General features: G+C 47.6%; 2 tRNA genes. Both read left to right on the forward strand.

The window, feature by feature from the left end:
* The first annotated feature begins 139 nt into the window (after positions 1 to 139).
* Positions 140 to 214: transfer RNA gene (locus ASV53_RS24810), tRNA-Gln, on the forward strand.
* An 88-nt stretch (positions 215 to 302) separates the two neighbouring features.
* Positions 303 to 379 (forward strand) — tRNA-Met (locus ASV53_RS24815).
* The last annotated feature ends 16 nt before the right edge of the window (positions 380 to 395 follow it).

The following is a 395-nucleotide window of genomic DNA, read 5'->3' on the forward strand; positions in this document are numbered from 1 at the left end:
GCGGAATTGGTAGACGCACCAGATTTAGGTTCTGGCGCCGCAAGGTGTGAGAGTTCAAGTCTCTCCGTCCGCACCATTCTCTTAACTCGGTTAAGAGTGCCTAACAGTAGATTAGGCTAGTTACTTTATGTAACACTGTAGGGCTATCGCCAAGCGGTAAGGCAGCGGCTTTTGATGCCGCCATCCCCTGGTTCGAATCCAGGTAGCCCTGCCACATTTTATTATGTGGCTTTGATTTCTCAGTTCAGACTGTGAAGTGTAAGCGGCATGATTAAATAACTACTCATCGAGTAGAACAAAATGGCTACGTAGCTCAGCTGGTTAGAGCACATCACTCATAATGATGGGGTCACAGGTTCGAATCCCGTCGTAGCCACCATTTCTCTTCTAGAGAA

This window comes from Photobacterium sanguinicancri, assembly GCF_002265265.1.
In the GTDB taxonomy this organism is placed as follows: domain Bacteria; phylum Pseudomonadota; class Gammaproteobacteria; order Enterobacterales; family Vibrionaceae; genus Photobacterium; species Photobacterium sanguinicancri.